We start from the raw sequence: 23,212 nt of genomic DNA on the forward strand, positions 1-23,212 counted from the left end.
ATGGACGCAGGCGCCGCCGTAACGTCCGGGGCGGGTACCGCCGCAGAAGGCACCTCCCGTGACGGGACCGCCGTCGTGGTCGGGGGAGGGATCTCCGGCTTGCTTGCGGCCAGGGAATTCGCCCGGGCGGGCCTCCGGACCACAGTGCTGGAAGCCAGCGACGCTTGGGGTGGCTGCGTCGGCAGCCATGCTGTGGCGGGGCTGACCCTGGACAGCGGGGCGGAGTCCTTCGCTACCCGCACGGCCGCGGTGGCCGATCTCGCCGCCGAGCTTGGGATTGCCGGCGACATCGTCGCACCGAACCCCGGCGGTGCCTGGGTGCAACTGCCCGACGGCCCGCGGGAACTGCCCAAGACCGGGGTGTTGGGCATCCCGGCCAGCCCATGGGACCCGGAAGTCCGCCGGTCCCTGGGACTGCTGGGCTCCCTCCGCGCCTCCATGGACGCCGTGCTGCCTGCCTCGCTTGGCACCGCCGACGAGGCCACCAGTGTGTCAGCCCTGGTCCGCGCGCGAATGGGCAGGCGCGTGCTGGACAGACTCGTTGCGCCGGTGGTCGGCGGCGTCCACTCGGCCGATCCCGCCGTGCTCGACGTCGACATGGTGGCCCCCGGGCTGCGGGCCGGTATCCGCCGGCACGGTTCCCTCGCCGCCGCCGTCGCGGCCCAACGCAGGGGAGGAGCCAACTCGAGCGCCGGCGCAGCCGCACCGGGGACGGGCAGCTCCGCCGGGCTCCAGAAAGCCGGCGCCGCCGTCGCCGGCCTGCGAGGCGGGATGCACACCCTGGTGACGGCCCTGCTGGCCGACCTGCGCCGGCGCGGCGTCACCCTGCTCAGCGCCACCCCGGCCCGGTCCGTTCGGCGCACAGCGGGCGGCTGGCGGGTGACCACGGATCAGGACACGTACGACGCCGGGTTGCTCGTGGTTGCGGTCGAAGGCCCCGCCGCCGCCGGGCTGCTTGAAGAATCCCTGCCGGAGCTTGCGGGCCTCCGCCCCGAAGCCGGACCCGATGTCAGCCTGGTCACCCTCGTGGTGGATCTCCCGGCGCTCGACGCGGCGCCACGCGGTACGGGAGTGCTCGTGGCCCCGCAGAGTCCCGGGGTACAGGCCAAAGCGTTGACGCACGGCACCGCCAAATGGGCTTGGCTGGCGGACCGGACCGGACCGGGCAGGCACGTGCTCCGGCTCTCCTACGGGCGGGGAGTTGCGCCCGTCGGGACCACGGAATACGGCAGCCCGGGAGCGGCTGTGCCGCGCTCGGAACCGCCGCGCTCAGACGAGGAACTGTTCCGCGCAGCCCTGGCCGACGCCTCGGCCCTGCTGTCGGTCCCGGTCACCGCCGGGGACGTGGTGGGCTGGGACGTGGTCCGCTGGGCCGGTGCGTTGCCGTTTGCGTCCCTCGGCCACAAACAGCGTGTCGCCGCCGTCCGGAGCGTCTGTGCCGCGGACGGCACCCTCGCCGTCGTGGGGGGATGGCTGTCCGGCAACGGGCTGGCCGCGATCGTGGCCGACACCCCCCGGCAGGTTCGCACCCTCCTGGCCTAAAGGGTGCCGCCCGACCACTGTTTCCATACACGCTGATGCCCCAAACGCCGCTGTCGAACCGTCGCCTGCAGCCACTTCGGGGACCCGCTCCGGAGTCCCTGACGCCCCCTCAGCCGCAGGAGTCACAGCGGCCCCAAATGCACCCTGAACCTCTCCAACCTCCTGGGTTACTAGCCGGTATTCCGCGGAATTCCGCCGGTTTTTCCTCGCGGTTGATTCCGGCTAGGCTCGATGACCATGGTTATTTTCAGGTCCAACGTGTCAACAACGACGACCCGGCGCCATAGGAGCCTTCGACGCGGCGCAGCAGCAGCCGCGCTCGGGGCGGTACTGGCTGTTTCCGCAGGAGTTCCTGCTTCGAATGCTGCCACCGGTTTATCCGCAGCGGCGTCCACCCCGCCGTCGACCCAGGGTTCCTTGACCCTCGGCCTGGGTGACGTGCTGGACAGCCTGCTCGGCTCCTCGCCGACGCGGAGTCCGTCGCCCACACCGAGCCCCTCGCCGTCCTCCGGCCCGGACGAAGTGGCCGAGCCGACGCAACCGCCGTCCCGCAGCAGCAGTCCGGAACCCACGATCCCCGAGTCCGGCAGCCCGGAGCCCAGCAACCCCGGGTCCACGGCTCCCGGCACCAGCGCGCCGCCATCCGGCACCCCGTCGGCCAACGTGGCCCCGCCCTCCGCGCCGCAAAACCCCGGCACGCCGGTCACGGCGCCGGGAGCGCCGGCCGCGGACGGGGCCGCAGCCGGATCGGTCCCCATCACTGGATCCGTGCCCGGCCAGCCGTCCGCAGGTGGCAACGCTGGCAGCGCTGCCGTCCCTGCCGCCGGGACCGGGCCAGGAACTGCCGGGCAAGCCGGAAGCGGCGCTGGCACGCCGGCGCCGGCATCGAATACTGCAACGCCCCGGCCCTCCTCCACCGGTTCGAACGCGGCCGGTTCGAAAACAGCACCGGCCACAGCCGCGGGCCACTCCGGCAGTACGTCGCTGCAGGCCACGTCCGCTGTGGAACCGGCCGGACCGTCCCCGCTGATCGGCTGGGGCATCGGCCTGGTGGCGCTGTCAGTCGGCGCCGGCGTCATCGCTGTCCGGATGCGCAGGACCTGACGGCATCCCGGCGGCCCGGATTCCAGGGCAGTCGCCCCCGGCTTGTGAAATAAAGCACTTCTACGCGTTGTAGAAGTGCTTTTTTTCGACTTAGCTGGAGAGAGGAGGCAGACTGGTAACCATGAGCCACACTTCTGCCGAATCTGTCACTAAAACCGGAATGCCCGTCCCCGGAGAATCAGTCGCCGGGGCCTCGGCGCCCGACGATTCAACCGAGCAGTTCTTCACCCTCTGGACCGTTTTCAAGCGGTCCGCGGACACCGCCCGCGACGCGGATGCTGCCCTGGACTTCGAGTCCCTGCTGGCACGCCTCGCTGACGCCGGCGTGGTCCACCGCGGCAGCTACGACGTTTCCGCCATGCGCGCGGACGCGGACATCATGATCTGGCTCCACGGGCCCAAGGCCGAGGCCCTGCAGCGGGCCGTCCGGGACATCCGCCGCAGCAAGCTCTTCACCGGGACCGAGATCGCCTGGTCCGCCATGGGCGTCCACCGCGAGGCGGAGTTCGCCAAGAACCACACGCCCGCCTTCTCCCGCGGCGTCGAACCGGCAGAGTGGCTGTGCGTCTACCCGTTCGTCCGCTCCTACGAGTGGTACCTCCTGCCGGACGCCGAGCGCGGCGCGATGCTTCGCGACCACGGCCTCCTGGGCCGCGACTTCCCGCAGGTCATCTCCAACACCGTCTCCTCCTTCGCCCTGGGCGACTGGGAATGGATCCTCGGTCTGGAAGCTCCGGAACTCGTGGACCTCGTCGACCTGATGCGCCACCTGCGCGCCACCGAGGCGCGTCACCATGTGCGCGAGGAAATCCCCTTCTACACCGGCCGGCGCGTCAGCGCCGCCGAGATCGCCGAGGTCCTTGCATGAGCCCGCTGGATCCCCAGGAGACCGCCACGGCGGTGACCGCCGTGAACCCCGTCACCGAGGCAGGCCGGATGGCTCCCAAGGAGTACGACGCCGTCCTCCTCGCCTCCTTCGGCGGCCCGGAAGGCCAGGAGGACGTCATCCCGTTCCTCCGCAATGTCACCCGTGGCCGCGGCATCCCGGACGAGCGGCTCGAAGCGGTCTCGCACCACTACCGCGCCAACGGCGGCATCAGCCCCATCAACCAGCAGAACCGCGCCCTCAAGGCCGCCATGGAGGCCGAACTTGCCACCCGCGGCATCGAACTGCCGGTCTTCTGGGGCAACCGCAACTGGGATCCCTACATCCCGCAGACGCTCCAGGAGATGTACGACGCCGGGCACCGCAAGGTCCTTATGGTCACCACGAGCGCCTACTCCTGCTACTCCAGCTGCCGCCAGTACCGCGAGGACATTGGCATGGCCCTGACCGAAACCGGGCTGGACGGAAAACTCGAAGTGGACAAGGTGCGGCAGTACTTTGACCACCCCGGCTTCGTCGAGCCGTTCATCGAGGGCACCGCCGCCGGCCTGGCCGACGTCCGCGCACAGCTCACCGCGGCCGGCACCCCCGACGCCCCGGTGCACATCCTGTTCGCCACCCACTCCATCCCTACCCGCGACGCCGAAGCCGCCGGCCGCTCCGAGGGCGAGCCCCGCCACTTCGAGGAAGACTCCGCCTACGTGGCCCAGCACCTCGCCACTGGAACCGAGGTCATCCGCCGCGTCGAGGCCGAAACCGGCCTGACCGCACCGTGGTCCCTCGTCTACCAGTCCCGCTCCGGCGCCCCGCACGTCCCGTGGCTCGAACCCGACATCAACGACGCCATCGAGGAGCTCGCCGGCCAGGGCGTCAAGGGCGTCGTGATCGTGCCGCTGGGCTTCGTCAGCGACCACATGGAGGTTGTCTGGGACCTGGACACCGAGGCACTGGAGACCTGCGGCAAGCTGGGCCTGGCGGCCACCCGCGTCCCCACCCCCGGGACGCACCGGAAGTTCGTCGGCGGGATCGTGGACCTGATCTGCGAACGGACCGCGGCGAACAACATCGCGGACCGGCCCCACCTGACCAAACTCGGCCCCTGGTACGACGTCTGCCGGCCCGGCTGCTGCGCCAACTTCCGCGGCGAAAAGCCCACCATCGCGGGCGCTGACACCAGCATCGGCACGGGCCACGATCCCTACCCCGCCGCAACGCCCGCAGCCGCGGATATGGCGACCCCGGCGGCTGGTCAGGCAACGCCGTGACCGTCCGGATCGGAACCCGCGCCAGCAAACTGGCCCTCACCCAGACGCAGCAGACCGCGGACCAGTTGGCCGCCGTCGGCGGGTTCGCCGTGGAGCTTGTCCACATCCGGACCGACGGTGATGTCCTCACCGGATCGCTGTCCCAGATGGGCGGAACCGGCGTGTTTGTGGCGGCCCTGCGCGACGCCCTGCTGCAGAACGCATGCGACGTCGCCGTGCACTCGCTCAAGGACCTGCCCACCGGGCCGGCGCTTGGCCTGACGCTCGCGGCGACGCCGAAACGCGTCGACGTCCGCGATGTGCTCTGCGCCCGCGACGGGCTCAAGCTCGCGGACCTGCCCGCCGGCGCCAGCGTGGGCACCGGTTCCCCGCGACGCGCAGCCCAGCTGCGCGCCGCCCGTCCGGACCTGGACATCCGGGACATCCGCGGCAACGTCGACACCCGGCTCGGACGCGTCCCCGGCTTGCCGGGCAACACGACCGACGCCATGGTGGACGGCAAGTCCTGCGACCTCGACGCCGTCGTCCTCGCCGCAGCCGGGCTGCACCGGATCGGGCGGCTGGACACGGTCAGCGAATACCTCGAGACGGACATTATGCTGCCGGCCGCCGGGCAGGGATCCCTCGCGATCGAATGCCGCACGGCCGACGCGCCCCGCAAGGCCGGGTCCACCGAAGGGTCCCAGGGCGTCCTCGCCCAGGCCCTCGCAGCCCTCGACGATCACGACACCCGGCTCGCCGTCACCGCCGAGCGGGCGCTCCTGGCCCGCCTTGAGGCAGGCTGTGCCGCACCGGTGGGCGCCTACGCCTACCGCAAGGGAAGCATGCTGCACCTCGAAGCCGTGGTCTGCGCCGTCGACGGCACCGCCACCGTCCGGGACCGGAAGGCCACCGACGGATTGACCGAGGTGGGGGCCACCCTGCTCGGGATCGAACTGGCGGAAGTCCTGCTGGCCCGCGGCGCCGCCGACATCGCGGACCTGACCGCATCCTGAACCGGGGGATCCAGCGCATTATGGGACGGGACCGCATCATGGGACGGGACAATGCCCTGAATGAGGGCAGCAGCGGGCCGGCCACCCACGACCAGGGGGCCCTCGCGGGAGCCCGGATCCTGATCGCCCGCAGCCCGGACCGCGCCGGCGAGCTGGTCGCGGCCCTGCGCCGCCTGGGCGCCGAGCCGGTGCTGCTGCCCCTGATCGACTTCGAGGTGGCACGCGACCAGCACTCCCTCGACGTCGCCTTCGATGCCTTGGGCGCCGGCGCCTACAACTGGCTCGTCATCAGCAGCGCGACCACCGTCCAGGTGCTGGAGGCCAAGGCCGCGGAGCGTGGCTCCACCTTGGGCGCCTGGCTGCCCGGGCACGTCCAGGTGGCCACGATCGGCCCCGCGACGCGGCAGATCCTCGAGTCCCGGGGTGTCAGCGTGGACCTCGCACCGACGGCACTGCAGTCGGGCGCCGGCCTGCTCGGCGTCTGGCCCGAAGGCCGCAACAGCGTGTTCCTGCCCCAGGCGGACATCGCCGATTCCAGGCTCCGCCGCGGGTTGGAAGCCCGCGGCGCGTCGGTGCAGGCCGTCACCGCCTACCGGACGGTGGACTACCCGGCCGATCCCGGCCTGAGCCTCCCGGCCTGCCGGCCCCCGCTGGAGGAAGCCGACGCCGGGCCGCCGGCCGAAGTCCTCACGGCCGCCGACGCGAAACGTGAGATCCGGGCCGGACGGCTCGACGCCGTCGTCGCCGCCTCGCCGAGCGCGGCCCGCCGCATCCACACGGACCTCGCCCCGCTCGGCGCGTGCCGGTTCGTTGCGATCGGGCGCTCGACGGCGGGCGAGGCGGCCGGTCTTGGACTCACCGTCGCCGCCGTCGCCGAAGCTCCCACCGCGTCAGGCCTCGTCGCCGCCGTCGTCCGCTCCCAACCATCCCAGCATCCAGCGAAGGACAACACATGAGCTTCCCGACCCACCGGCCCCGCCGGCTTCGCACCACCCCCGCCATGCGGCGCCTGACCGCGGAGCACCGCCTCTCCGCTGCGGAACTGATCCTTCCCGCCTTCATCCGCGAAGGCCTGACCGAGCCCAACCCGATTGCCTCGATGCCCGGCGTGCAGCAGCACACCACCGATTCGCTCAAGCGGGCCGCTGCCGAGGCCGTGCAGCTGGGGGTCGGCGGCATCATGCTGTTCGGTGTCCCCGCTGTCCGGGATGCGCGCGGCACCGCCTCCCTGGACCCCAACGGTGTGCTGAACAAAGCCATCAGGGACGTCCGCGCGGAAGTTGGCGACGAGCTCGTGATCATGAGCGATGTGTGCCTCGACGAATTCACCGACCACGGCCACTGTGGCGTCCTGGACGCCAACGGCTACGTGGACAACGACGCGACCCTGGAAATCTACGGCCAGATGGCCGTCGCACAGGCCGACGCCGGCGCCCACGTCCTGGGCCCGTCCGGCATGATGGACGGCCAGGTCGCCGTCATCCGGCAGGCCCTCGAGGAATCCGGGCACGCCACCACCGCCGTGGTCGCTTACGCCGCTAAGTACGCCTCGGCGTTCTACGGCCCGTTCCGCGAGGCCGTCGACTCGCAGCTGACCGGCGACCGCCGCACATACCAAATGGACGCCGCCAACCGCCGGGAAGCCATCCTCGAGGTGGACCTGGACCTGGCCGAAGGCGCCGACATGGTCATGGTGAAGCCCGCCATGAGCTACCTGGACATCCTCGCCGACGTCGCCGCCATGAGCCCGGTACCGGTGGCCGCCTACCAGATTTCCGGCGAGTACTCGATGATCGAGGCTGCCGCAGCGAACGGCTGGATCGACCGCCGGGCCGCCATCACCGAATCCGTCCTGGGCATCAAGCGCGCGGGCGCCAACATGGTGCTGACCTACTGGGCCAGCGAGCTGGCCGGCTGGCTGAAGGAATCCCGGTGAACACCGCGACTACGCCTGAGCCGGCACCCGGGGAGAACCCCACGGCCCCGGTCGGGCCGGAACGCATCCTCCTTGGCCTGAACACTTTCGGTGACGTCGGCGTGTTCCCCGACGGCCATCCCGTCCCGCACGCCCAGGTCCTGCGGCAGCTCTTGGAACAGGCCGAGCTCGCGGACGAGGTCGGCCTGCACGCCTTCGCCGTGGGGGAACACCACCGCCGCGACTTCGCGGTCTCGGCCCCGGAAGTCTTCCTCGCCGCGGCGGCTGCCCGCACCAAGCACATCCGGCTCGGCTCGGCCGTCACCGTCCTCAGCTCCGATGACCCCATCCGGGTCTTCCAGCGCTTTGCCACGGTGGACGCCATCTCCAGCGGCCGGGCCGAAATCATGCTGGGCCGCGGTTCGTTCATCGAATCCTTCCCGCTGTTCGGCCTGGACCTGGCCGACTACGACATCCTCTTCGAGGAAAAGCTCGAGCTCTTCGACAAGGTCCGGGCGCAGAAGCCGGTCCACTGGGAAGGGCGCACCCGGCCCGCCATCAACGGCCTGAGCGTCTACCCGCCCCTGGAACACCACCTGCTGCCAACCTGGATCGGCGTCGGCGGCACCCCCGAATCCGTGCTGCGCTGCGCAGAATACGGCTACCCGATCATCTTCGCCATCATCGGCGGCCAGCCGCGGTCCTTCGCCCCGCTGGCCGGCCTCTACCGCGAGGCCATGGCCAAATACGGGCACCCGATGCAGCAGATGGCCACGCATTCACCCGGCCACATCGCGGCTACCGACGAGGAAGCACGGGAGGAGTTCTTCCCGCACTGGATCGCGATGCGCAACCGGATTGGCGCGGAGCGGGGCTGGGGCCCAGGCAACCGGGCCGAGTTTGATGCCATGTGCACGCCCGAGGGAGCACTCTACGTGGGGTCTCCGGATACCGTGGCCGCAAAAATCGCGCTGCTGAAGAAGAACCTGGGCGTGGACCGCTTTGACCTCAAATACAGCAACGGCACCCTGCCGCACCCGGCCATGATGCGCTCGATCGAACTGTTTGGCACCGAAGTGGCGCCCCGCGTCACCGCACTGCTGGCCAAGGCCGCAGGAAAATGACTCGGCCGCAGAACTGAAAGAATAGGAACCATGACTTCCAGCATGCCTCGCAACGAGGAACTCTTTGACCGCGCCCGCCAGCTGATGCCGGGCGGCGTGAACTCACCCGTGCGCGCCTTCGGCTCCGTGGGCGGGACTCCGCGGTTCATGGTGTCCGCCAAGGGTGCCTATCTCACCGACGCCGACGGCGCGGACTATGTCGACCTCGTCTGCTCATGGGGTCCGGCGCTGCTGGGGCACGCCCACCCGGAGGTCATCGCCGCCGTGCATGCCGCCGTCGACCGCGGCCTGTCCTTCGGTGCGTCCACGCCCGACGAGGCCAACCTGGCCGCGATCGTCAAGGAGCGCGTCCCGGCCGCCGAACGCGTCCGGATGGTCTCCACCGGCACCGAAGCCACCATGACCGCCATCCGGCTGGCCCGCGGCTTCACCGGCCGGAACCTCGTCATCAAGTTCGCCGGCTGCTACCACGGCCATCTCGACGGCCTCCTCGCCGCGGCAGGTTCCGGGCTGGCGACCCTTGCGCTGCCCGGCTCGGCCGGCGTCACCGCCGCCACCGCCGCCGAAACCCTCGTGCTGCCCTACAACGACCTCGACGCCGTCGAGGCGGCCTTCGCCAAGCACGGTGACAGCATCGCCGCTGTCATCACCGAGGCCGCCCCGGCCAACATGGGCGTGGTCACCCCCGGCGAGGGCTTCAACGCAGGTCTTTCCCGGATCACCCGCGAGCACGGCGCCCTGCTGATCCTCGACGAGGTCCTCACCGGGTTCCGCACCGGCTACTCCGGCTACTGGGGCCTGACCGGCGGGGCCGCCGACGCCGCCGAGCCGTGGACCCCGGACCTGCTGACGTTCGGAAAGGTCATCGGCGGAGGCATGCCGACGGCGGCCCTCGGCGGACGCGCCGAGGTCATGGACTATCTGGCGCCGCTGGGCCCCGTCTACCAGGCCGGCACCCTCTCCGGTAACCCGGTGGCCATGGCCGCCGGCGTCGCGACGCTGACCCACGCAACCCCCGAGGTCTATTCCTTCGTGAACGCGCGCTCCCTGGAGCTCTCCGCGGCCCTCTCTTCCGCCCTCGACGCCGCCGGCGTGGACCACTCCATCCAGCGCGCCGGCAACCTGTTCTCCGTGGCCTTCGGCACGGGCGCCCGGGGCGTGCACAACTACGACGACGCCCAGGGCCAGGAAGTGTTCCGCTACGCCCCCTTCTTCCACTCGATGCTGGACTCGGGCGTCTACCTGCCGCCGTCGGTCTTTGAAGCCTGGTTCCTCTCCGCCGCGCACGACGACGCCGCGATGAACCGGATCTTCGACGCCCTGCCGGCCGCGGCGAAGGCGGCGGCCGCCGCGAAGGCGTAGCGTCCCTGATCGTTAGCCGACCGAAGCCTTAACGACTGATGGCACCCGCAGCGGCGGGTGCCATCAGTCGTTAAGGCTGCCGAAACGGCAGGCGGACTAGAGAACGTCAGAGAGGAAGCCCTGCAGCCGTTCGGTCTGCGGGTTCGTGAAGATCTGTTCCGGCGGGCCGGACTCCACGACGACGCCGCCGTCCATGAACGTGACCGTGTCCGAGACGTTGCGGGAGAATCCCATCTCGTGGGTCACTACCACCATGGTCATGCCGCCCTTGGCGAGGTCGGCCATCAGCGCCAGCACGCCCTTGACGAGTTCCGGGTCGAGGGCCGAGGTGGCCTCGTCGAAGAACATCACCTCCGGCTTCATGGCCAGGGCCCGCGCAATGGCGACGCGCTGTTGCTGGCCGCCGGAGAGGTTGGCGGGACGCGCGTCGGCCTTGTGCTTGAGCCCAACGAGGTCGAGCTGCTCGAGTGCCTCGGCCCGGGCCTGCTCGGCCGGCAGCTTGCGCAGCTTCCGCAGCGCGAGCGAGACGTTGTCCACGACGGTCTTGTGCGGGAACAGGTTGAACTGTTGGAACACCATGCCGATCCGCTGGCGCAGCTCGTCCGGGTTGTCCTTCAAGACCGAGCGGCCGTCCAGCAGGATGTCGCCCTGATCAGGTTCGATCAGGCGGTTCATGACGCGCAACAGCGTGGACTTCCCCGATCCGGAGGGACCGATCACCGAGGCGGTGGTGCCCTTCTCGACGTGCAGGTCGATGCCGCGGAGGACATGGTTCGAGCCGAAGGACAGGTGCAGATTCTTGCCGGTCAGAGAACCGGAGGCGAACTCGCTCATGGCTGTGCTCCCTTCCCGATCAGGGCCGCTGCATCGTCCGGTTGCCGTTTCTCCGGACGGCCGGTGCGCAGGCGGTTGTCGATGTAGTTGACCAAGTGGGTGAGCGGAACGGTCAGGATGAGGTACATGAACGCAGCGGCAACCAGCGGCGAAAGGTTCCCCGTGTTGGCGGCGGCATCGTTACCGATCCGGAAGATCTCACGCTGGCTGGCGATCAGGCCCAGCAGGTAGATCAGGGACGAGTCCTTGATCAGCGTGATGAACTGGTTCACCAGGGCCGGGAGCACCCGGCGGATGCCCTGCGGAATCACCACGAGGCGCATGGAGGAGCCATAGCTGAAGCCGAGGGCACGGGAAGCCTCCAACTGGCCCTTTTCCACGCTCTGGATGCCTGAGCGGAAGATCTCGCCGATATAGGCCGCCGCCATGAGGGTCAGGGCGAAGATGGCGAGCGGGAACGGGTTCGTGGAGCCGGTCGTTACCCGCACCACGGGTCCGAGCCCGAGGCCGATCAGGAGGATGACCACAATCGCGGGGACGCCGCGGAACACGTCCGTGTAGATCCGGGAGAGCCAACGCAGCGCAGTGATGCGTGACGTGCCCATGACGGCCAGGACCATGCCCAGGATGCACCCGAGCACACCCGAGGAAACCGCCAGGATCAGGGTGTTGGGCAGGCCGAACATAATCATGTTCGGCAGGACGGCTGCCATCGCCTCCCAGTCAAAGAAGGTCTTTACGAGTTGATCGAGTGCATCCATGGACTATGACTTCGGAACGGTGACGGCCTTGGAGCCCGGGGACCACGTGGCCGGGGTCTCGCGGTCCGGGTACCATTCCTTGGTCAGCTTGGACCAGGTGCCGTCGGCGATCACGGCGTCGAGGCCGGAGTTCAGCGCGTCGATGAGCGGCTGGTTTTCCTTGTTCACGGCGTAGGCGGTGAAGTTCTGGGTGTTCACAACCGACTCGGCGATAACCGTGCCGTCACCTTCCTTGACCTGGCCGGTGGCCTGCTGGGACGGTGCGACCCAGGCGTCAACCTGGCCGTTCTTCAGGTTGGCGTAGGCGGTGTTGTAGTCCTCGAAGCGGACGGGCTCGATCTGGAGGGTGTTGGTGACGTAGTCATCCTGCACCGTGCCCTGGACCACGGCGATGCGGGTGTCCTTGGTCAGGTCCTTGAACCCCTTGATCTTGGAGTCCTTCTTCGCCACCACGGCCATGTAGCCGAAGTCGTAACCGTTGGTGAAGCCCACGGTCTTGCGGCGGGCGTCAGTGGTGGAGATCGAGGAGGACCCGAGGTCGAACTGCTTGTTCTGGACCTGGGCGAGCAGCGAGGCGAAGCCGGTCGACTTGAACTCCACCTTGAGGCCCAGCTTGTCCGCGATGGCGCGCAGAAGTTCGTTGTCGTAGCCGGTGAATTTGCCGGACTTGTCGATGTAGATGTTCGGCGGGGCGTCCGAAAGGGTTCCCACGGTGAGCGTTCCGTCGCTGATCAGGCCGAGCTTGGCCTTGTCAATCTTGTCCAGGGGAGTGACGTCCTTGGTGGTGTACTTGTCCAGGGATTTCTGGTCACTGCCCTGGAGCGCATCCGTCGGTGACGCCGTGGTCTGCGCCGACCCGCCGCCGCACGCTGCAAGGGAGACCGCCACGGCGAGTGCCACGGGAACGGTTGTCAGCCACTTCAAGGCTTTGCTTTTCATCACGCAATCACTTTCGTCTGAAATTCAGTGGGCGCGGGGCGACTCATCGGGCCCCGGCTGCTGGCTTGGGCGCCGGATGGGCAGGCAAGCCGCGAAAGATAATTGTGTCATCCGGTGTGGACGCGGATTCAATCCGAATTAATCAGCGGGGGAGTGCGCCCACCGCGAAGTATCTTCATCTTCCTGTGTCATGGTCAGTGTTCCGGGTAGCGCCGGACGGGTACGGCGGAATCATTGGCGTGGAAGGGCCGGGCCGTTGGGGGCCCCGGGGCGTGTGAGTTCCGTCTCAATGGCTGGAATTGGGCGCCGGGGAAGACTAAGTAAGTCTTTTTGCCGCCCAACGTTTCGTATTAAGAAGTTTTCGCGAAGGGCAGACCGGCAGTTTAGAAGTCGCCGCGGCTGGCGTCTTCCGGGGGCAGGACGGGCCAGTCGCCTTCAATGACGGCGGCCGGTTTGGTCTTGCGCAGGTAACTCTGGAAATCCGCGGCCTGGGCCGAGGCCCATTCGACTTGGAGCTGGTGCAGGTTGGCCGCCGGCATCCTGAGCTTGGGGAATTTTCCGGCCATGGCGTCGAGCATGCGCAAGGTTGCCAGGGCGTCGGCGGCCGAGGTGTGGGCGTTGTCCAGATTGATGCCGTATTCCTCACACAGGGCGGTGAGCGTGCGCTTGCCCTTGCGGTACCGGTCCACCTGCTTGTTCATGATGTACGGGTCCAGGACGGGGAAGCGGCTCAACTGCGGGACGCCGTAGCGGGCCGACTCGGCCGCGAGCACGGTGAAGTCGTAGCTGGCGTTGAAGGCGATGACGGGTACGCCGTCATCGAACAGTTCCTGCAAGACGGCAGCGAGCTCGCGTGTCACCTCGGCGGCAGGTCTGCCCTCGCGGCGGGCCTGCTCCGTGGTGATGCCGTGGACGTCGCTGGCCTCGGTGGGAATCTCGACGCCGGGATCGGCGAGCCACTCATGCTCCTTGATCACCTCGCCGCCGGCGTCCACGACGGTGACGGATGCGGTGACGATCCGCGCCGAGCGGGAGTTGCGGCCCGTTGTTTCGAGGTCGAAGGCTGCGCGGGGAAGGCTGTTCCAGGTGCTCATGCTTCAACGCTACCTGCTGCCTCCGACAGTTCTTGACCGCTCCCGACGCGTGCCGTCCGGGTGCGGGGCCTGCACTGACGCGACCTGTGGCCAGCTAGGCTGGATCGATGCGAACGGAGTATGTGGAGGCGGTGCTGGAGCTGGTGGCGTTGATCCCGGCCGGCACCGCGGTGGCCTACGGCGACGTTGCGGAACTGCTTGGCTCCGGCGGTCCGCGCCAGGTCGGTTCTGTCATGAGCCACTATGGCAGCCACGTGCCGTGGTGGCGGGTCCTGAAGGCCAGCGGGGATGCGCCTCCCGGACATGAGCGCGAGGCATTGACGCTCTATCTGCAGGAAGGCACGCCGCTGATGGGGAGTCACGCCGATTTCCTCCGGACCGGCGAGGGACGCTGGCGCGTGAACCTGGCCGCCGGCCGATGGGTGCCCAGCGACGCCGACTTCGACCGGATAGATGCCATCGCTGAGCGGCTCGAGCGGGAGTTGCATAAATTGTCGGTGCCGGATGATGAGATGACTGTGTGAGTAAAGTGACCGAGGTTCAGCAGCCCGAAAGCTTCGATCCGGGCCTGCAGCGGTCCGCGTCCCGTCCCCATCAGGGAACTGGCACGGGAAACGGAACGGGAACGGGGCAGGCAGCGGGTGTGGGGCTGCGGTTGTTGCCTCCCCGGACCCACCACAGCGCGGTCCCGGTGCTGTCGCCCGACCAGCTCGCCGCCGTCGAGGTCCCGCCGGGCTCTGGCCCCGTTCTGGTGCCGGGCGCGCCGGGCACGGGCAAGTCGACGGTCCTCGTCGAAGCCGCCGTCCACCGCACCCAACGTGACGGCCTGGACCCGGAACGGATGCTCATCCTGGCTCCCGGCAGGCTCGCCGCCGATACTCTCCGCGACCGCTTCACAGCCCGCCTGGACCGGAGCCTGAGCACGACGCCGGCCCGCACCTGGGCGTCGTACGCCTTCGATCTGATCCGCCGCGCCAAAGCGGAAGGCATCCTGCCGCTGCCGCGCCAGCCGAAGCTGCTCTCCGGCCCGGAGCAGGACCTCATCATCAAGGAACTGCTCGAAGGGCATGCGATGCCCGGGCTCGAGCTGCCATGGCCGGAGGATCTGAGCGCCGCACTGCAGACCCGCGGTTTCCGGCAGGAAGTTCGCCAACTCTTCGACCGCATCATCGAATCCGGGCGGACGGCGGAGGATCTCGTGGCCCTGGCCCGGCGGTGCAACCGGCCCGACTGGATTCCGGCGGCCGCCCTGTACTCCGAGTACCGTGACGTCCTGGACCTGCGCATGCCGGAGGCCTTCGACCCCGCCGGCATCATCACCGCAGCACGCCAGATCTTCCAGGACGCCCCGGATTTCCTCGCGGCCGAACGCGAGCGCCTCCAGCTGATCCTCGTGGACGACATCCAGGAAGCGAACCCCGCGGTCTTCGAACTGCTTGCCGACATCGCAGCCGGCAAGGACGCCATTATCACCGCCTCGCCGGACACCGTGGTTCAGGGCTTCCGCGGGGCGCGCCCGGATCTCGTGGCCGAGCTTCCCCGTCTCCTGGCCGCCGACGGAGTGATCCTGGAACGTCCCCTCTGGATTGCGCATCGGCACGCCCCGGCCGTGGCGGAGTCGTGGCTATCGGTGGCCGGGCGCATCTCCCTGCGGTCCGGTGGCCTGTCCGCACGCCGGCTCGAACAGCCTGAGCCCCTTCCCGCGCCGGACCCCGCTCCGGATCCCACGCCGGACCCCGCTCCGGGCGGGCCGCCCCGTGGCGCCGACGTCAATCCGGGGACGGTCGAGGCACACCTGCTGCCGTCTCCGGTCCATGAACTGCGGTATGTGGCGCAGCGGATCCTCGAAGCCCAGCTGAACGACGCCCGGGACCTCGGGGACATCGCCGTGATCGTGCGCAACGGCGGCCAGTTGAGCCAGCTGCAGCGGTACCTGGCCGGCCAAGGCATTCCGGTCCGGATTCCCGTGGCCGAATCGGCGGTCCGGGACGAGGTCGCGGTGCGTCCGCTGCTGGATGCCTACGCCGTGGCCCTTGACCCGGCCGCGCTCACTCCAGAGTCGGCCGTGTCCTTGCTGACGTCCCGGATCGGCGGCGCCACCTCGATTGAGTTGCGGAGGCTGCGGCAATCGCTCCGCCGCGAGGAACTTCTCGGCGGCGGCGGACGGACCAGCGACGCCCTCCTTGTCGAGGCCCTGCTGGAGCCCGGAGCGTTGGCGACACTGGGCATCGAAGGGCATTCGGCCCGCCGCATTGCCCGGATGATCCGGGCCGGGCGCGACGCCGCCGAGGCCCCCGGCGGTAACGCCGAGACGGTGCTGTGGGCACTCTGGCATTCGACCGGACTGGCCGCCCGCTGGACCGAGGCCGCCCTGGCCGGCGGGTCAGCCGGTGCCAGGGCCGACCGTGACCTCGATGCCATGATGGCCTTGTTCCATACCGCGGAGCGCTTCGTCGACCAGCTGCCCGGTTCCGGACCGGAGCAGTTCCTCGAGTACTTGCTCAGCCAGGAGCTCCCCATGGATACCCTGGCCGCCAGGGCGCAGCTGGAAGACGCTGTGGAACTCATGACCCCTGCCAGTGCCGCCGGCCGGGAGTGGCCTGTGGTGATTGTGCCAGGGCTCCAAGAGGGCGTGTGGCCCAATACCCGGCTGCGTGGCGAACTGCTCGGCAGCACCTTGTTCGCCGACGCCGTCGAACACGGCGCCGAGTATGCCCTGCAACTGGATCCGCTGAGCCGGCTGCGCGAAATCCGTTATGACGAACTGAGGAGCTTTTCCACCGCGGTGTCCCGCGCCCGCGAGGTGCTGATCTGCACGGCGGTGTCCTCGGAGGACGAGCAACCGTCCTCCTTCCTGGACTATGTGGCGCCGCTGCGCCCGGGGCAGGACCGCCGGGGCTTCACCCCGGTGGAGCGTCCGCTGACCCTCAGGGCCCTGGTCGCAGAGCTGCGCCAGTATGCACAGCTGGACCCCAAAGCTGCCGAATCGGCCGAAGCCGCGGCCGTGCTGGGCGTCCTGGCCACCGCTCGGCCGCCGGTTCCGGGCGCACACCCGGCGAGCTGGTGGGGACTGGCCGGGTTGTCTTCCGACGAGCCGGTTGTTCCTGCCGGCGGAACAGTCTTCGTCTCGCCCTCGAAGGTCGAAACCGTGCAGAAATCGCCGCTCGACTGGTTCGTGCAGGCCGCCGGCGGAGAAGCCGCCACGGATTTTGCCCGCAGCCTGGGAACCTTGGTCCATGCCATCGCGCAGGACCTCCCCGACGCCTCTGGAAGCGAATACGTGGCGGAACTCGTCCGGCGCTGGCCCACCCTGGGGATGAAGGACAACTGGGAGGGCAAGCTGGATTTTCAGCGAGCCGAGTCCATGGTCCGCAAGCTCGCCCAGTATGTCCTGATCATGCGGAGCGAAGGCCGTAGTCTGGTCGGCGTCGAGCAGGACTTTGAGGTGAAGCTGCCGGACCTTCCGGCGGAGCCCGTCGCCGGACCTGAGTCCGGCGACGGCGGGAGCGCGGGCCCGGCCCGGCCCGCCGTGCTCCGGGGCCAGGTGGACAGGCTGGAGATCGACGCCGAGGGCCGCCTGGTGATCGTGGACCTCAAGACCGGTAAGCGCCAGCCGGGCAAGGCGGATCTGGAGCGTCATCCGCAGCTCGGCGCCTACCAGGCCGCCGTGCTGGCCGGCGGCTTTGCCGGCCCCGACGACGGTCCGCCGCCGCTGCCGGGCGGTGCCGTCCTGGCCCAGCTCGGCACGACAACCAAAAGCCCGGGCATCCAGGCCCAGGCCCCGCTCGACCCCCAGGACAACTGGGCGCTGGAGATGGTCGGCGACGCCGCCCAGGTGATGTCCGGCAGCACCTTCCAGGCCCGCCACGATCCGTCCAAGGGAGGCCACGGCGGCCACGGCTGCCGGCTCCCCGAAGTGTGCCCGCTGTGCGTGCGGGGAAAGCAGGTAACTGAATGACCCCCGAGGCGCCGCCGACCGGCCTGGCAGACCCACATGCGGCACCGGACGCGGCCCGCGATACCGGGCCCCTTCCCGACCCTCGGTTCAGCCCGGAGGAACTGTCTGCAATGCTGGGGGAGAAGAACAGCCCCACGGCCGAACAGTCCCTGATCATTTCCTCGCCCCTCACGCCGCGGCTCGTCATTGCCGGGGCGGGCTCCGGGAAGACCGCCACCATGGCGGACCGGGTGGTGTGGCTCGTGGCCAACGGCTGGGTCAGGCCGGAGGAAGTCCTCGGCGTGACTTTCACCCGCAAGGCCGCCGGTGAGCTCGCCTCCCGGATCCGGGCCAAGCTGGCCGCGCTGCAGCGCATCGCGGCGGCCGACACGGGGAATGCCGTTTTTCCTGCCGGGCTGCTGAGCGCAGATGCGCTCGAACCGAAGGTCTCCACGTACCACTCGTACGCGAGCGGCATTGTCTCCGACTATGGCCTCCGGCTCGGGGTCGAACGCGACGTCGTGCTGCTCGGCGGCGCGCAGTCGTTTCAGCTCGCCAGCGAGGTGGTGGAAGCCTTCGACGGCGACTACGAACACTTCCGGTCCGCCAAATCGACCCTCGTCAAGGCCGTGATCCAACTGGCGGGGGAGTGCGCGGAGCACCTGCAGGACCCGGCCGGGGTCCGGGGCTGGCTGCAGGAACGGATCGCCGCGTTCGAGTCGCTTCCCTACGTCGCCGACGCCAAGAAGAACCCCACCCAGGCCGCCGGCGACCTCAGCGCGATGCTGCGCACGCGGGCCAGCGTCGCGGATATGGTGGGCCGCTATTCCGAGGCGAAGCGGGCCCGCGGTGCACTGGACTTTGGCGATCTCGTGGCCCTGGCGGCACGGGTGGCCCGCGAGATTCCGGTCGCCGCCCAAACAGAGCGCCAGCGCTACAAGGTGGTGCTGCTTGATGAATTCCAGGACACGTCGCATGCCCAGCTGGTCCTCTTTTCCCGGCTCTTCGGCGACGGGCATGCCGTGACCGCGGTGGGGGACCCGAACCAGTCCATCTACGGCTTCCGGGGAGCATCTGCGGGACAGCTTTTCCACTTCGTCCGCGAATTCCCGATCCGTGTCAGCGGTGAAGATGCCGGCAGCGCAGGCTCCGGCGGAGACCAGGGCAGGGGCGCGGCCGGCGCGGCCCCGCGCTTTGCCGTGGCGCCGACGTCGTACCTGACCACCGCGTGGCGCAACGGGCGCAACATCCTCGCCACGGCCAACCTCATTTCGGCGCCGCTGAGCAAGGCCGCGGCCAGCCTCGGGCCTGCCGGGACCCGGGACACCCCCGACGCCGTCGAGGTCCCGCCCCTGCAGCCCAGCCCGGCCGCAGTCCAGGGCAGGGTCGTCATGGGACGGTTCGCCACGGACGAGGCCGAGGCGGCGGCCATCGCGGGGGACGTCCTGAAGTTCCGGGTGACGGACTTCGATGCCGCGCAGGCCGATCCGGTGCCTCCGGCCATGGCCGTCCTCTGCCGGCGGCGGGCACAGATGGAATGTATCCGGCGCGAGTTCGAACTTCGCGGCATACCCTACGAAATTGTCGGGCTCGGCGGGCTGCTGGACACCCCCGAAATCATCGATCTTGTCGCCACGCTCCGCGTCCTGGCCGACCCCGGCCGCTCGGACTCCCTCATGCGCCTGCTGGCCGGTGCGCGGTGGCGGATCGGCCCGGCGGACCTGATGGCACTGCGGGACTGGTCCAGTTTCCTGGCCCGCCGCCGGGGCCGCCCCGGCAGCCCCGATACCGACGACGCGGGGCATGCCGCCGAGGATACTGACGACGACGCCGTGATTGAAGGCGACATCACGGACTCCGCCAGCCTGGTCGAAGCTCTGGACTGGCTGCCCCGCGAAGGCTGGACCTCGGCGCATGGCCGCAGGCTGAGCCCCGAGGCCCGCGACCGCCTGCAGCGGCTCTCCGACGAGCTCCGGCAATTGCGCAGCTACATGGGGGACGACCTCACCACCTTGCTCGGCGAGGTCGAACGGGCCATGCTCCTGGACATCGAAGTCGCGGCGCGGCCCGGGATCAGCATCCACCAGGCCCGCCGTAATCTGGACGCCTTCCAGGACGCCGCCGCCGGGTTCCTGCACACCTCCCAGCGGGTGGACGTCCTGGCTTTCCTTGCCTGGCTGGAAGCCGCGGCTGCAGAGGAAAACGGTCTCGATGCCGCAGCGCCCGAGGTGAACCACGAAGCCGTCCAGCTCCTGACGGTGCACGCCTCCAAGGGCCTGGAATGGGATGTCGTGTTCGTTCCCGGGCTCAACTCCGGGGCGTTTCCCAGCAGCAGGGACTCGCGGTGGAGCAGCGGAAGCGCGGCGTTGCCGTGGCCGCTGCGCGGTGACCGCGCCGACCTCCCCCAATGGGACCTGGATCAGCCGGACCAGAAAGGCTGGCTTGACGCCGAGAAAGAGTTCAAGTCCGCCGTCCAGGTGCACGGCGAAGCCGAGGAACGGCGCCTGGCTTACGTGGCCTACACCCGGGCCAAACATGTGCTCTGGATTTCAAGTGCCGCATGGGTGGGATCGCGCGCCGGACTGGCTGAAATGTCACCCTTCCTTGCCGAGCTCGAGGGCCTCACGGCGGAAGGCGCCGCCGAAATTCATCCGTTGTCCGTCAGCGAGGACGCGCTGCCGGCGGAAAGCCCCCTGACCTCCGAACTTGAAGTCGCCGCGTGGCCGTACGACCCCCTCGAAGGGCCGGCTGACCCCCGGACGGGCAAACGGCTGAGGCTTGTCAGGGGACGCCGTGCGGCCATGGAATCAGCCGCGGCGCGGGTCCTGCAGGCGATGCTCGACGCCCCCGGGGCCGGCCCTGCCTTCGACCCCCATGACGGCCCTGACGGCGGCCCTGACGGCGGCCCGGAAAACGTCCCGGATCCGGTCCGGGAACGTTCCGGTGGTGACGAGGAACGGCGCCCTGCCCTGCGCGGACCGGCGGCCGGGTGGGCCAAGGAGGCGGCCACTTTGCTCGAACGACGGTCCCGGCGTTCGGTGGTCCAGGATGTGCATCTTCCCGGCCATATCTCGGCGTCCACCCTCGTGGACCTGGACGATGATGCGGACTCGGTTGTGGCCCGACTGCGGCGGCCGGTTCCGCGCGAACCGGGGATGTCAGCCCGAAAAGGCACGGCCTTCCACGCATGGGTGGAGGAATACTTCGGCGCAGCCGGCATGCTGGACCTGGGCGAGGCGGCCGGGGCTGATGACCACATCGACGAGGCCTACGGCCTGGATTCCATGGTGGAAACCTTCCGCCAGTCCGAATGGGCACACCGCGCCCCGGCCCATGTCGAGGTCCCGGTCGAGACTCGGATTGGCGACGTCGTGGTCCGGGGCCGGATCGACGCCGTGTTCCGCGATGCTGACGGCGGCTGGGACCTCGTGGACTGGAAGACCGGGCGTCGCCCGTCTGCAGCCCAGCTGAAGGTGAAGGCTGTCCAGCTCGCCGTGTACCGCCTGGCCTGGGCCCGGCTCAAAGGGGTCCCGCTCGAGGACGTTCGGGCGGCGTTCTACTACGTGGCCGACAACCAGGTGGTCCGTCCGCATGACCTCGGATCAGCGGAGAAGCTTGAGGAAATCGTGGCCGCGGCGCTGGGCAAGACAACGGTGGCGACGGCGAAGGATTCCTAGCCGGGATCCGCCACTGGTTCCGGCGCGGTCCTAGCGGGCCGTTACGTCCACTACGGTGATGGCGGCGGTTGACGTGTTGTCGCCGGACTCCGGCTCCTTCACTGAGTCCGGTTCCTTGCCCGAGCTCGGCTGCACGACGGCGATTGATTGCGTCGACGTGTCTCCGGTAGCGGGGGCTGCCGCCTGTGCGCCGTCGTACCCGGCCGCGCCGTCGTCCCCGGCCGCGCCGGCGTCGTCCCGGGTATCAGCTGTCGCCACATCAGCCTGCGGGACAGCTGCGGCGGTGTTGTCACGGGGGCTTGCGTCGTTCGGTGCGGCACTGGTGGCCGTCGTGCCCTCGCCGGCGGCCTGTCCGCCGGCGCCAGGCCCGGGCGCGTCCGGGGTGCTGGAAACGTCCGGGGTGTCGGCATCGGGCCGGGAGTCTGTTCCTGCGTTGGTGAGAGGCTGCACGGCCGGGCCCGGGGGAGCGGCGTCCGCATCGCGGGGGATGGGCGTGACGTGCACGGCGGGCTTGGCACCGGTCCCCGGACCAGGCGCCGAAGCACTGGGAGCGGGAGAGGCATCCGGGGCGGGTGCTGGCTCCAAAGGAAGCAGCGTGACCTTGCTGACGGCAGGCGCCGTTCCTGCGCCCGGCGCGGCAGGCGCGGCAGGAGCCGCTGACGCCGTCGTGGGCGCACCGGCACTGACGCCGCCTCGTTCCGCGCCCGTTTCGGGTGCCTCGACCGGCCGCGGCAGCGGTTCCACACTGATGGGCTGGCCACCGTATTCTGCGACGTCGTCGGCCAGCGCGGCGAGCATGGACTCTGCTTCGTCGATCATGTCCTGGTTGCCGGCCGCCATGCCCTTGACGAGGTACTGGGCCAAAGCGAATTCGGCGGACAATGCCGAACGCCGCAGCAGGTGGGCATCGGGTACGTCGCGCCGGCTGGAGGTGTAGTGATCCAGGACGGCGTTCACAAAGTCCTGTTCGTTCGAGGCGACCAGCCAGGCCATATCGTCAGCCGGGTCGCCGATGCGCAGGTCGGTCCAGCCCGTAACGGCGGTCACGCGGTCGCCGTCCACCAGCAGATTGTCCTCGTGGAGGTCCCCGTGAACAACGCAGGGATTGAAGCGCCAGAGGGAGACGTCTTCCATGGCGTGTTCCCAGCGCCGCAGCAGCAGCGGGGGGATCTTTCCCGTAGTGGCCGCCTGATCGAGTTCGTTGAGGCGCCGCTGGCGGAATTCGTTGGGCGTGTAGCTCGGCAGATCGGCATTGCTCACGATCGACCGCGGAAGGTCATGGATTGCAGCCAGTGCCGCCCCGATTTCCCGGGCGAGGGCGGGGGAGCCGCTGCTGAGGTCGTCAAGGGAGCGGGTGGCGCCGGCGAGGTGGGAGTACACGAACGTGCTGAGCTGGCCCTGCCGGACTGTCCCCGCCACCGTGGGCATGAGGAACGGCAGCTCGGCCCGGATACCGGGGGCGAAGGCCCGCAGCACCAGGAATTCCGTTTCCAGCCGGGCGCTGGCCTCGGCGTGCCGGGGGGAACGGACGCGCCAACGCTTGCCCTCCGAGTCCAGCAGGAGGGCCGCGTCAAAGTCTGCCGGATCGTCGGGCGCGGAGCTGACGGCGGTCGGGGTCAGGCCGGGTACCGCCGCAGTCGCTACAGCTGCCAGTTCGATTGGTTTCCTTCTCACCCTCCCACGGTAGATTGAGCGGCGCCCAAGACAGCGATGCCCTCCGGCGAGTCTTGAGATCGGTGCAAAAACAGGGATAAAACAGGGCCAAAACAGGGCCAAA

The 23,212-nt window shown here is 69.4% G+C and carries 16 protein-coding genes and 1 pseudogene; 12 read left to right on the forward strand and 5 right to left on the reverse strand.

Annotated features, from left to right (window positions below; translation table 11 throughout):
• The 9 genes from hemG (at window position 1) to hemL (ending at window position 10,193) form a co-directional block, all read left to right on the forward strand.
• A complete protein-coding gene (hemG, locus tag ACVWYS_RS04730; protein WP_456509404.1) occupies window positions 1-1,542 on the forward strand; it encodes a protoporphyrinogen oxidase in 1,542 nt (513 codons plus the stop codon).
• A gap of 417 nt (window positions 1,543-1,959) precedes the next feature.
• Window positions 1,960-2,646 (forward strand): hypothetical protein, encoded by a 687-nt coding sequence (locus ACVWYS_RS04735; RefSeq protein WP_456508546.1) that lies wholly within the window; start codon window positions 1,960-1,962, stop codon window positions 2,644-2,646.
• Between the two features lie 121 nt (window positions 2,647-2,767).
• Window positions 2,768-3,514 carry a hydrogen peroxide-dependent heme synthase gene (gene hemQ / locus ACVWYS_RS04740; protein ID WP_456508547.1) on the forward strand — a complete coding sequence of 249 codons (747 nt, stop codon included), beginning with the start codon at window positions 2,768-2,770 and terminating at the stop codon, window positions 3,512-3,514.
• Window positions 3,511-4,797, forward strand: a complete 1,287-nt coding sequence (locus ACVWYS_RS04745; protein ID WP_344367224.1) for a ferrochelatase — start codon at window positions 3,511-3,513, stop codon at window positions 4,795-4,797. Before hemQ ends, ACVWYS_RS04745 begins: the two co-directional genes overlap by 4 nt.
• Entirely contained in the window at window positions 4,794-5,792 is a 999-nt protein-coding gene (hemC, locus tag ACVWYS_RS04750) for a hydroxymethylbilane synthase (protein ID WP_116767359.1), read from the forward strand. The genes ACVWYS_RS04745 and hemC overlap by 4 nt, the downstream gene beginning before the upstream one ends.
• A gap of 38 nt (window positions 5,793-5,830) precedes the next feature.
• Window positions 5,831-6,748, forward strand: a complete 918-nt coding sequence (locus ACVWYS_RS04755; protein WP_344367226.1) for a uroporphyrinogen-III synthase — start codon at window positions 5,831-5,833, stop codon at window positions 6,746-6,748.
• On the forward strand, window positions 6,745-7,728 hold the full coding sequence (hemB, locus tag ACVWYS_RS04760; protein WP_344367228.1) for a porphobilinogen synthase: 984 nt from the start codon (window positions 6,745-6,747) through the stop codon (window positions 7,726-7,728). The genes ACVWYS_RS04755 and hemB overlap by 4 nt, the downstream gene beginning before the upstream one ends.
• Window positions 7,725-8,831 carry an LLM class flavin-dependent oxidoreductase gene (locus tag ACVWYS_RS04765; RefSeq protein ID WP_344367231.1) on the forward strand — a complete coding sequence of 369 codons (1,107 nt, stop codon included), beginning with the start codon at window positions 7,725-7,727 and terminating at the stop codon, window positions 8,829-8,831. Before hemB ends, ACVWYS_RS04765 begins: the two co-directional genes overlap by 4 nt.
• Window positions 8,832-8,861: 30 nt before the next feature.
• On the forward strand, window positions 8,862-10,193 hold the full coding sequence (hemL, locus tag ACVWYS_RS04770) for a glutamate-1-semialdehyde 2,1-aminomutase (RefSeq protein WP_456508548.1): 1,332 nt from the start codon (window positions 8,862-8,864) through the stop codon (window positions 10,191-10,193).
• Between the two features lie 96 nt (window positions 10,194-10,289).
• Here hemL and ACVWYS_RS04775 read toward each other — a convergent pair whose 3' ends face one another.
• The 4 genes from ACVWYS_RS04775 to ACVWYS_RS04790 form a co-directional block, all read right to left on the reverse strand.
• The gene (locus ACVWYS_RS04775; RefSeq protein ID WP_344367235.1) at window positions 10,290-11,027 is read right to left on the reverse strand and encodes an amino acid ABC transporter ATP-binding protein; all 738 of its coding nucleotides are present in this window, start codon (window positions 11,025-11,027) and stop codon (window positions 10,290-10,292) included.
• On the reverse strand, window positions 11,024-11,788 hold the full coding sequence (locus tag ACVWYS_RS04780) for an amino acid ABC transporter permease (protein ID WP_344367237.1): 765 nt from the start codon (window positions 11,786-11,788) through the stop codon (window positions 11,024-11,026). Before ACVWYS_RS04780 ends, ACVWYS_RS04775 begins: the two co-directional genes overlap by 4 nt.
• Window positions 11,789-11,791: 3 nt before the next feature.
• A complete protein-coding gene (locus ACVWYS_RS04785; protein WP_456509135.1) occupies window positions 11,792-12,727 on the reverse strand; it encodes an ABC transporter substrate-binding protein in 936 nt (311 codons plus the stop codon).
• A 383-nt stretch (window positions 12,728-13,110) separates the two neighbouring features.
• A complete protein-coding gene (locus ACVWYS_RS04790; protein ID WP_116767366.1) occupies window positions 13,111-13,821 on the reverse strand; it encodes a 3'-5' exonuclease in 711 nt (236 codons plus the stop codon).
• A 107-nt stretch (window positions 13,822-13,928) separates the two neighbouring features.
• On the opposite strand from ACVWYS_RS04790, the gene ACVWYS_RS04795 reads away from it, so the two are divergent.
• From ACVWYS_RS04795 to ACVWYS_RS04805, 3 genes are all read left to right on the forward strand, one after another.
• A complete protein-coding gene (locus ACVWYS_RS04795; RefSeq protein ID WP_456508549.1) occupies window positions 13,929-14,345 on the forward strand; it encodes an MGMT family protein in 417 nt (138 codons plus the stop codon).
• Window positions 14,346-14,470: 125 nt separating this feature from the next.
• Window positions 14,471-17,779: an ATP-dependent helicase gene (locus ACVWYS_RS04800; protein WP_456509136.1), complete on the forward strand. Its 3,309-nt coding sequence runs from the start codon at window positions 14,471-14,473 to the stop codon at window positions 17,777-17,779.
• 110 nt (window positions 17,780-17,889) lie between these two features.
• Window positions 17,890-21,435: an ATP-dependent helicase gene (locus ACVWYS_RS04805; protein ID WP_456509137.1), complete on the forward strand. Its 3,546-nt coding sequence runs from the start codon at window positions 17,890-17,892 to the stop codon at window positions 21,433-21,435.
• A gap of 483 nt (window positions 21,436-21,918) precedes the next feature.
• Here the strand turns inward: ACVWYS_RS04805 and ACVWYS_RS04810 are convergent.
• Window positions 21,919-23,109: pseudogene (locus ACVWYS_RS04810) on the reverse strand (macrolide 2'-phosphotransferase); the annotation flags it as partial.
• Window positions 23,110-23,212 lie beyond the last annotated feature (103 nt).

This window comes from Arthrobacter sp. TE12231 (genome assembly GCF_054062895.1).

Bases quoted from the DNA above. Each gene is read 5' to 3' on its own strand.
- ACVWYS_RS04775 (WP_344367235.1), bottom strand. From the start codon at position 11,027: ATGAGCGAGTTCGCCTCCGGTTCTCTGACCGGCAAGAATCTGCACCTG.
- ACVWYS_RS04780 (WP_344367237.1), bottom strand. From the start codon at position 11,788: ATGGATGCACTCGATCAACTCGTAAAGACCTTCTTTGACTGGGAGGCG.
- hemQ (WP_456508547.1), top strand. From the start codon at position 2,768: ATGAGCCACACTTCTGCCGAATCTGTCACTAAAACCGGAATGCCCGTC.
- ACVWYS_RS04790 (WP_116767366.1), bottom strand. From the start codon at position 13,821: ATGAGCACCTGGAACAGCCTTCCCCGCGCAGCCTTCGACCTCGAAACA.
- ACVWYS_RS04795 (WP_456508549.1), top strand. From the start codon at position 13,929: ATGCGAACGGAGTATGTGGAGGCGGTGCTGGAGCTGGTGGCGTTGATC.
- hemL (WP_456508548.1), top strand. From the start codon at position 8,862: ATGACTTCCAGCATGCCTCGCAACGAGGAACTCTTTGACCGCGCCCGC.
- ACVWYS_RS04785 (WP_456509135.1), bottom strand. From the start codon at position 12,727: ATGAAAAGCAAAGCCTTGAAGTGGCTGACAACCGTTCCCGTGGCACTC.
- ACVWYS_RS04755 (WP_344367226.1), top strand. From the start codon at position 5,831: ATGGGACGGGACAATGCCCTGAATGAGGGCAGCAGCGGGCCGGCCACC.
- hemG (WP_456509404.1), top strand. From the start codon at position 1: ATGGACGCAGGCGCCGCCGTAACGTCCGGGGCGGGTACCGCCGCAGAA.
- ACVWYS_RS04745 (WP_344367224.1), top strand. From the start codon at position 3,511: ATGAGCCCGCTGGATCCCCAGGAGACCGCCACGGCGGTGACCGCCGTG.
- hemB (WP_344367228.1), top strand. From the start codon at position 6,745: ATGAGCTTCCCGACCCACCGGCCCCGCCGGCTTCGCACCACCCCCGCC.
- ACVWYS_RS04805 (WP_456509137.1), top strand. From the start codon at position 17,890: ATGCTGGGGGAGAAGAACAGCCCCACGGCCGAACAGTCCCTGATCATT.